We start from the raw sequence: 8,063 nt of genomic DNA, 5'->3' as shown, positions 1-8,063 counted from the left end.
TAAGTCTGACGACCATAGCTGCCTGGTCCCACCCCTTCCCATCCCGAACAGGACCGTGAAACAGGTACGCGCCGATGATAGTGAGATCCGCTCTCGTGAAAGTAGGTCATCGTCAGACTTAACCCAACAAAACACCCCAGCTCGATCACGCGACGCTGGGGTGTTTTACGTCTACCGCTCTGCCCATCAACAAAGAACGCAAAACCTCGTGCTCAACTCGTGACCCCCTAGTCTGCATCAGGCACAATCCGGCTCTTGGATGATTTCCGGCAAGCCGTATTCATGAAGTTCGATCTCATCATTATTGGCGGGGGGCTCGCTGGCGCGGCGCTGAGTGTCGCCCTTCGTTCAACCCGCCTTTCAGTGGCCCTTGTAGAGGGACATGCGCCTAAACGGCTCGGGGGTTGGGATTCACGTATTTATGCGTACAGTCCCGAAAGCGCTTCTTTCTTGCGTGAGATTGGCGTGTGGGATCGACTTGATCCCGAGCGTATGTGCCGTGTTGCGCGTATGGATGTCAGGGGTGATGACAACGGGAGACTGACGTTTTCCGCATATGCGGCTGGTTTGTCCGAACTTGCCTGGATCGGTGAGTCATCCCTGGTTCACGTCGAGTTGTGGGAAAGCCTGCGGCGGCAACATAACGTCACACTGTTTTCTCCAGTCCGCCCTCTTGCCCTTACCTGTACTGAAGATGGAGCGACACTGCATCTCGAGGATGGTCGGGTGCTGAGCGCGGGCCTGGTTGTAGGGGCCGATGGACGCGATTCCTGGGTGCGCGAGCAGGTCGGAATCGACAGTCGTGTCACACCATACGACGAGCAGGGTGTCGTCGCCAATATGCTTTGCGAGCATCCCCACCAGCAGACCGCTTATCAGTGGTTTCGTGATGATGGTGTCCTGGCATGGCTACCGTTGCCGGGAAAGCGCGTGTCTATCGTCTGGTCTGCTCCGGACTCGGTTGCGACATCCTTGCAAGCGCTTGATGCAGAGGCATTCTGTCGTCGAGTGGGGGAAGCGGGTTCCAACGTGTTGGGCAAGATGGCGCTCGAGTCTGAGCGGGTTGCATTTCCGCTCCGGCTGATGCGGGTAAGGCAGCCTGTTGGCCCATCTGTCGCCCTGATCGGAGATGCTGCGCATGCCATTCATCCTTTGTCCGGACATGGAATCAACCTTGGATTTCAGGATGCGAGAGTCCTTGCGCGGCTGTTGGGGGCGCTTCAGCCCTGGCAGCCAATTAATGATCCGATCATGCTTCGGCGCTATGCTCGTGCCCGTGCGGAAGAGCCTTTCTTGCTGCAGTACGCAACGCATGGGTTGAACCGCTTGTTTGCAAGCCGCAACCCTATGGCCAGGCAATTGCGCAATCTTGGGATGAACCTTACCTGCCGTCTACCGGTCGTAACGAATATGCTCACTCGCTACGCAGTGCGTGGTGATTTTTGAATCTTGGAGAAATCAATGCCTTTTGTGGGTCGTAGTTTTCGCGCGTTGTCGGTTGTGCTTGGCATGTCGGTGCTCACTGTAGGGGTGCAAGCCAGTGAGGACGCAGTTCGCAAGGGGATGGAGGCGTTCATTGGTGCGCCTGCTGTCGATTCTGTCGCGAAGACACCCTACGGTGGTCTCTACGAGGTTGTTTTGAAAAGTGGGGAACTGGTCTACACCGATGACAAGGTGAGCTTCATCGTCGACGGCCGTGTCATTGATGCGCAAACTCGCAAGGACATGACACAAGCCCGCTTGAACCAACTGTCTGCGATCGACTTTGCCTCGCTGCCGTTGGATCAGGCGATCAAGCAGGTGAAGGGAAATGGTAAACGTGTGATCGCCAGTTTTGAAGATCCAAATTGCGGTTACTGCAAACGTCTGGGTAAGGAGTTGGCTCAGATGAAGGATGTGACGATCTACACCTTTCTTTATCCTATCCTGAGCCCGGACTCCACGACCAAGTCGCGCAACATCTGGTGCGCCAAGGATCGGGCCAAGGCCTGGAATGACTGGATCGTCGATGCGAAGGTGCCGGCTGCGAGCGAATGTGACGCCGCTGCGGTCGATCGCAATGTGGCGCTCGGGCAGAAGTTGAAGATCAACGGTACGCCGACACTGTTTCTTGCCGATGGTAGCCGCATCGGCGGCTACGTTCCCGCAGCTGAGCTTGAGAAGGCGCTGTCTGCAGTGGTTCTTAAGTAAGTCCTGACCGGATCGGCCGATTGTTGCTTATGCACCTAAGGCCGGTGGCTTGTGGGCTGCCGGCTCGGCTTGCTATTTGGGGTGGCGATTGCGCTTGATGTTCGTGATTACGTCCGCGCCGCTACGATCGCCCCTGTCTCACTGTGCCTCAGGGTTTTTTCAGCATTTCGGACGGTGTGCTGCCGCGGGGTAGTAGCACCCACACTTGCCCCTGTTGACGCATCCGGCCTGCCTCTGCACCGGCTTTTGCTCCGAAACCCCAGAAAAAATCTACCCGGACCGGTCCTTTGATGGCACCGCCGGTGTCCTGTGCCATGACCAGGCGGTTCAGCGGTCGCTCGCTCAGGGGCCAGCTTGTCGCCAGGAAGACGGGAGCGCCAAGTGGGACGTGCGCTGGATCTATGGCGATGCTGCGCCCTTCGCTTACAGGCACGCCCAGTGCACCGATCGGCCCCGAGTTGCTTGCCGGCAATTCCCGGAAAAAAACATAGCTCGGGTTACTGTTCAGCATCTCCGCAAGGCGGGAGGGGTTGTCCCGGGCCCATTGCTTGATGCCTTCCATCGAGGCTTTGTCTGCGCTGAGTTGGCCTTGACTGATCAGCCAGCGGCCGATCGATTGGTAAGGATGCCCGTTCTGATCTGCATAGCCAATACGGGCCTGGCTACCGTCGGGAAGTTCAATACGGCCCGAACCTTGCACCTGAAGGAAGAACAGATCAATTGGGTCTGAAGCCCAGAACAGGACCGGCAAAGGTAGTTTGTCCTGCCGTTGTGCCAGTTCTGCGCGACTCCAGTAGGGAACGACGCGGTTGCCTTCCAGCCTGCCACGGAGACGCAGATTCTTGAAGTCCGGGTAGACACTTGAGAGGTCTATTGTCAGCATGTCCTCCGGGGGGGCATGAACAGGCCAGGGGTGTTGGGCGCTACGCGTACGGGAACCCTTGATCAGTGGTTCATAGTAACCCGTGACAAGTCCGGTCGCGGTTCTGCCCGGACCAAAGGATTGCCAGGGAACGAGGTGCTGCTCAAAGAAGCTACGTACCTGTGGTGTGCTGGGACGTGCGCCAAGCAGGGAGGCTGCTGCGCATACGTCCGCCCACTGGCGCTGTCGTCCGATGGCCTTGCACGAGGCGAGGAATGCAGGCCACGCACTGGCCTGATCGTCGTTGGTCCAGCCAGGCAGCGCACTCCAGTCGGCCTGAATCAAGACTGCAGGGACAGAGGTTTCGCTCGGCGTCGATGTCGTAGGGCAGCTTGGACAGACCGGGCAAGCCGGGCAGGTTGGGCAGCCAGGCTGAGTGCCGCAGGCCGTTGTCTTGGTGCTGGATGGGGAGGATGGTGCTGGGGCTGGTGTGGGCGAGGCGCAGGCACTGACAAGAATGCACGTCAGAACCGCGGCAAGGCGGTTGGACAGAACCTGAATCATGGTGGGGATCGGTTAAACTCAAAGGCGTGACCCGGCAGTATACCGGGGTCAGACACCTAATCCGGCACAACGCGGATCAGCCGAAGGAGGTAGATTCATGTGGGTCATCTTTCTTGAGGCAGGGTTGGCGCTACTGTTGTTGCTGATCATCGTATGGGCCAGCTGGTCGAAACGAAACGTAGAAAAAGATGATGGAAATGAGTGATTTGAAGACGCTGCTGGAGCGTGCCGAAAGCGTCCTGTCGCGCCTCGAGGCGATACTGCCGGGTCCGGCGTTACCGCCGGACTGGTCCGCTGCGACGGCTTTTCTGTGGAGACGCCGGCACGGCCGCGCCAGCTTGGTCCCCGTCATGGTGCCGCACGCCATCCGCCTTAAGGATCTGCAGGATATCGATGATCAGAAGGCTCGCATCGATCGCAATACCCGGCAGTTTCTTGAGGGTAGGCGTGCCAATAACGTGTTGCTTACAGGCGCCCGGGGTACGGGTAAGTCTTCGCTGATCAAAGCCTTGCTCAATGAGTATGCAGATCAGGGGTTGAGGGTTGTCGAAGTCGACAAGGGCGATCTGGCCGACCTGCCCGAAATCATGGAAATGGTGGCAGGGCGTCCGGAGCGTTTCATCCTTTTTTGCGACGATCTTTCTTTCGAGGAGGGTGAGGGGGCTTACAAGGCATTGAAAAGCGTGCTTGATGGGTCCGTGTCTGCCGTCGCTGACAATGTATTGTTGTACGCGACTTCCAACCGTCGTCATCTGATGCCTGAGTACCATGAAGAGAATCTTCGGGTGCGGCATGTGGACGGTGAGATCCACCCTGGCGAGGCGGTGGAGGAGAAAGTCTCGCTCTCGGAGCGTTTCGGTCTGTGGATTTCCTTTTACCCTTTTGCACAGGATGCCTATCTTGACATCGTCGAGCACTGGCTGAAGGTCTTTGGCGTTCCGCGTCGCAAGATCAAGGCGGCCCGTCAGGAGGCTTTGCAATGGGCGCTGATGCGAGGTTCGAGGTCGGGGCGGGTGGCGTGGCAGTTTGCGCGTGACTTTGCCGGGCGTGAGGAGAACTGACCCATGAGCAGGAAGATTGTCCAGGTGGCTGCTGGAGTCATCACGCGGCCTGATGGCTGTTTCCTGATTGGACAGCGTGCTCCCGGAACCTTCTACCCTGGCTATTGGGAATTCCCAGGCGGCAAGGTCGAGGCCGGAGAGACCCCGGCGCAGGCCTTGTGCCGCGAGCTGGATGAAGAGCTGGGTATCCGCGTCGAGCGTCTCAATCCGTGGCTGGTTCGCGAGCATGATTATGAGCACGCGCATGTACGCTTGCATTTCTTTGAAGTCCCGCAATGGAGTGGCTCACTTAACGATCATGTTCATAGCGAGCTGGCTTGGGTTCGTCCCGGAGCGGTGGATCGCACTCCCATGTTGCCGGCCAATGGTCCTATCCTGAAGGCCCTGAGTCTGCCGCGGATGATGGGGGTGACGCAGGCCGGGCAGATTGGTGTCGAGCAGCAATTGCTGGCGGTGGATCGGGCGCTCGACAATGGGTTGCGGCTGATCCAGGTCCGTGACCGTGGTCTCCCTGATACGCTCAAGCGGGGCTACGTCGCGGCACTGATTCAGCGCGCACGCTCGAAGGGCGCGATTGTCGTGCTCAATGACGAGGTGGAGCTGGCGCTTGAGTTGGGGGCAGATGGTGTGCATCTGTCTGCTGAGCGTTTGGCAGATTGCTCTGCAAGACCCGCTCTGGAATGGGTGGGGGCGTCGTGTCACGACCGCCATGAACTCGAGCGTGCTGCGCAGCTGGGGCTGGATTATGCCGTGTTGGGTTCGATCCGCGAGACGCCGACACACCCGACAGGACAGCCGATAGGCTGGGAAGGCTTTTCAGCGAAGGCGCAAGGCTTGCCGATTCCGGTTTTTGCGATTGGAGGTGTGTCGGCGGAAGACATGGTCACGGCGCGTGCGGCAGGCGCCCATGGCCTTGCGGCGATTCGTAGCGCGTGGCCGTCAGCCTAGAGGTCTGTCGGCAGGGGGTAGGCAGCGTGTGCAGATCTGCTCCGCATGCACCCCTCTTCCGCATGGCGGGTTCAGCTCAGCCGGGAGGGGTGTCCTCAGTATCCGGCGGAGAGGTCGGAACCCGGTAACTCTCGGAGGCCCAGGCTCCGAGGTCAAGCTGACGGCAACGTGCCGAACAGAACGGACGATAGGTGCTGGCTGGTGTCCATTCGACGTTTTTCCCGCACTGTGGACAACGAACGGTACGAACCGGTTTGGCTGGGCTGGTCACAAGCTGCAGAATGTGAGTTCGAACGGAATGTCGCGCTCTACCACGCGGGGGCGGGACACGGTCTCGGGCAGCATCATACGGATGTTCAGCGCATATTTGTTGGCGCTGATTTCGGGAATCACCGCTTCGTTATGCGGAATCCGGATTCTCAGCATCTGCGCGCTACGGCCTGCCATCGTCATCTGGAAAGTGCCGGCACGGGCCTGCGTATTCTCCGGGCGACCGCTGCTGCGCAGCAGCCTCAGCACGATCTCGAGGCCGCACCGTATGGGCTCCATCGGGCGTCCCCAGGTCTCCAGGTCACGGCGGCGGACATCGGCGTCACGGCTCAACCAGAAATGATAGGACGGCAGGTCAAATTGGCAGACGCCTCCCGGAATTGCTGCCCGACTGCGGATGCTCATCAGCCATTCGTTTTCGCGCAGGTATTGTCCGATCTTACCCGCCATGGCCAGCAGGCCCGCCGAGGCCTGTTCGATCTCGTAGAGTGCACCGTTGAGGGCTTCTTCTGAGATTTCAGGGTTGTTGCGGAATGAGACGAGAATCTGTCGTTGGCGTTCCAGTTCCTGAACCAGGTCGACCTTGAGGTCTGCACGCCCCGCCACTTCGAGGATCTCGAACAGACTCAGTAATCCGGCGTGATGATCAAGGCCGGCATCGCTGGCACAGAAGTGGGCATTCTTGCGGAACAGATCCTCCAGACGCAGCAGGGTGCGGATACGCTCGTTGAGAGGATATTCGTAACTGATCACGCACGCCTTCCCGTTGCTGGGGTGGATTCCGGTAACTTCGGATGATAGCACAGCGCTCAAACGCAATCAGGATGCGGCAAGGCTCACGCCTGGCGCGCCAGAAGAGCTTGCGAGATATAACCTTCGTTAAGTATGCCGACTTGTTTCCGAAGGTCGTCGAGCGAGCCACTGTTGTCGATGACATCGTCGGCAGCAGCCAGTCGCTCTGCCCGGGTCGCTTGTGCCTGCATGATGGCCTGCACCTGGGAGGCGCTCAGTCCACTCCGTCGGCCTACCCGCTCTATTTGGAGTGCTTCCGGGCAGTCGACCACGCAGATGCGGTCACAACGCTCCCGATAGCGTCCCGATTCGATCAGCAAGGGGACCGCGAGGATGACGTAAGGGCTGCTTGCGTCTGCGCACAGTTGTGCGCTAAGCGCCTGGATCATCGGATGCAGGATGGCTTCAAGTTGGCGGCGGGATTCGGGGGCCGAGAATACCAGCGCCCGCATGCGGGCCCGATCCATGCTGCCATCTGCAGCGATCATGTGCTCACCAAACAGACGGCGGATGGTGGGGATGGCAGCCCCGTCGGGGGATGTCAGCGCATGTGCGATGACATCGGTATCGACAACCGTGATGCCGTGGGCAGCGAAGCCATCCGCGGCTGCACTCTTGCCTGAGCCAATGCCGCCGGTCAGTCCGACGATATAGGGCCGCCTGGTATTCATGGCTGGCAGGAGGCCCGGCGTTGTGACCAGGGGTCGCCGGCAAGCACGCTGCTCAACCTGTCAGCCTCGGCGCGCAGGGTAATGCGGTGCTCGGTGGTGCTGCGCACGACGATACTGGCATTTCTGACGCCCTTCGAACGCAACTGGGTGAGCTGGACGTTGGCCGAGCTTGGATTCTTGAACAGCCCAAGCGAAACCGCGTACTGGTTCGGCCCCGCTTCCTGCACGATGAACAGGTCAGTCACGCCTTGGGCGCGCAGCTCGCGGGCGCGTCTTTCCGCTCCTTCACGGCCGCCGTCCGGTGGAATGCGTACCCACCAGGATGCGGGTACTTCAACACTTTCGCGCTGGGCGTTCAAGCCGGCAGCGCGAAGGCGGGCGCTCAATTGATCTGCCTCGGGAGTGGTCAGTTTGTCCCAGGCCTGGCATTGCAGTGGGATGGGCGCAGGCGCTGGACTGGCCGGCGGCGGATTCTCGACTTCAGGTGCCGGGCCGGGCGGTGGGGTCGGTGCTGCCGCAAGTACCTGTCGAACGTCCCCTTCATGCTGCAGACGGATGCGCTCAGGATGCAACTGGTTGGTGATCCGTTCGGGTTCTCCGCGCACTGGCGCGGTCCCTAGCCACCCCTGAATCGCAGCGAAAGCGAGGGCGTTCAACAGGAGCAGCAGGATCAGGAAGAAGCGCAGGGTGGTCATGCTCAAAGCT

9 protein-coding genes and 1 rRNA gene are annotated in these 8,063 nt (G+C 59.7%); 5 read left to right on the top strand and 5 right to left on the bottom strand.

From position 1 onward, the window contains the following. Positions 1-4: 4 nt before the first annotated feature. The 3 genes from rrf (at position 5) to DNK49_RS15965 (ending at position 2,190) form a co-directional block, all read left to right on the top strand. A 5S ribosomal RNA gene (gene rrf / locus DNK49_RS15975) occupies positions 5-118 on the top strand. A gap of 164 nt (positions 119-282) precedes the next feature. After that, positions 283-1,446 (top strand): UbiH/UbiF family hydroxylase, encoded by a 1,164-nt coding sequence (locus tag DNK49_RS15970; protein ID WP_110526700.1) that lies wholly within the window; start codon positions 283-285, stop codon positions 1,444-1,446. Positions 1,447-1,509: 63 nt separating this feature from the next. Continuing rightward, the gene (locus tag DNK49_RS15965; RefSeq protein ID WP_243632398.1) at positions 1,510-2,190 is read left to right on the top strand and encodes a DsbC family protein; all 681 of its coding nucleotides are present in this window, start codon (positions 1,510-1,512) and stop codon (positions 2,188-2,190) included. A 148-nt stretch (positions 2,191-2,338) separates the two neighbouring features. Here the strand turns inward: DNK49_RS15965 and mltA are convergent, their stop codons facing one another. Further along, positions 2,339-3,616, bottom strand: a complete 1,278-nt coding sequence (gene mltA / locus DNK49_RS15960) for a murein transglycosylase A (protein ID WP_207807003.1) — start codon at positions 3,614-3,616, stop codon at positions 2,339-2,341. Positions 3,617-3,813: 197 nt separating this feature from the next. On the opposite strand from mltA, the gene DNK49_RS15955 reads away from it, so the two are divergent. Both DNK49_RS15955 and DNK49_RS15950 read left to right on the top strand, forming a co-directional pair. After that, a complete protein-coding gene (locus tag DNK49_RS15955) occupies positions 3,814-4,677 on the top strand; it encodes an ATP-binding protein (RefSeq protein ID WP_110526696.1) in 864 nt (287 codons plus the stop codon). 3 nt (positions 4,678-4,680) lie between these two features. Beyond that, positions 4,681-5,625, top strand: coding sequence for a Nudix family hydrolase (locus DNK49_RS15950; protein WP_110526695.1), 945 nt, complete (start codon positions 4,681-4,683; stop codon positions 5,623-5,625). 76 nt (positions 5,626-5,701) lie between these two features. Here the strand turns inward: DNK49_RS15950 and DNK49_RS15945 are convergent, their stop codons facing one another. From DNK49_RS15945 to DNK49_RS15930, 4 genes are all read right to left on the bottom strand, one after another. After that, positions 5,702-5,896, bottom strand: a complete 195-nt coding sequence (locus DNK49_RS15945; protein WP_110526693.1) for a DNA gyrase inhibitor YacG — start codon at positions 5,894-5,896, stop codon at positions 5,702-5,704. Beyond that, entirely contained in the window at positions 5,893-6,648 is a 756-nt protein-coding gene (gene zapD / locus DNK49_RS15940) for a cell division protein ZapD (protein ID WP_110526690.1), read from the bottom strand. The genes DNK49_RS15945 and zapD overlap by 4 nt, the downstream gene beginning before the upstream one ends. 83 nt (positions 6,649-6,731) lie before the next feature. Continuing rightward, positions 6,732-7,358: a dephospho-CoA kinase gene (coaE, locus tag DNK49_RS15935; protein ID WP_110526688.1), complete on the bottom strand. Its 627-nt coding sequence runs from the start codon at positions 7,356-7,358 to the stop codon at positions 6,732-6,734. After that, positions 7,355-8,053, bottom strand: coding sequence for an SPOR domain-containing protein (locus tag DNK49_RS15930; RefSeq protein ID WP_110526686.1), 699 nt, complete (start codon positions 8,051-8,053; stop codon positions 7,355-7,357). The genes coaE and DNK49_RS15930 overlap by 4 nt, the downstream gene beginning before the upstream one ends. Positions 8,054-8,063: the final 10 nt, after the last annotated feature.

The organism is Parazoarcus communis SWub3 = DSM 12120 (assembly GCF_003226565.1).
Taxonomy (GTDB): domain Bacteria; phylum Pseudomonadota; class Gammaproteobacteria; order Burkholderiales; family Rhodocyclaceae; genus Parazoarcus; species Parazoarcus communis.
Note: the sequence above shows the minus strand (reverse complement) of the source record. Positions and strands in the feature narration are given on the sequence as shown.

What these genes read in the sequence shown, in the direction of transcription:
- DNK49_RS15970 (WP_110526700.1), top strand. Translation starts at nt 283, where the DNA reads ATGAAGTTCGATCTCATCATTATTGGCGGGGGGCTCGCTGGCGCGGCG.
- DNK49_RS15965 (WP_243632398.1), top strand. Translation starts at nt 1,510, where the DNA reads ATGTCGGTGCTCACTGTAGGGGTGCAAGCCAGTGAGGACGCAGTTCGC.
- mltA (WP_207807003.1), bottom strand. Translation starts at nt 3,616, where the DNA reads ATGATTCAGGTTCTGTCCAACCGCCTTGCCGCGGTTCTGACGTGCATT.
- DNK49_RS15955 (WP_110526696.1), top strand. Translation starts at nt 3,814, where the DNA reads ATGAGTGATTTGAAGACGCTGCTGGAGCGTGCCGAAAGCGTCCTGTCG.
- DNK49_RS15950 (WP_110526695.1), top strand. Translation starts at nt 4,681, where the DNA reads ATGAGCAGGAAGATTGTCCAGGTGGCTGCTGGAGTCATCACGCGGCCT.
- coaE (WP_110526688.1), bottom strand. Translation starts at nt 7,358, where the DNA reads ATGAATACCAGGCGGCCCTATATCGTCGGACTGACCGGCGGCATTGGC.
- DNK49_RS15930 (WP_110526686.1), bottom strand. Translation starts at nt 8,053, where the DNA reads ATGACCACCCTGCGCTTCTTCCTGATCCTGCTGCTCCTGTTGAACGCC.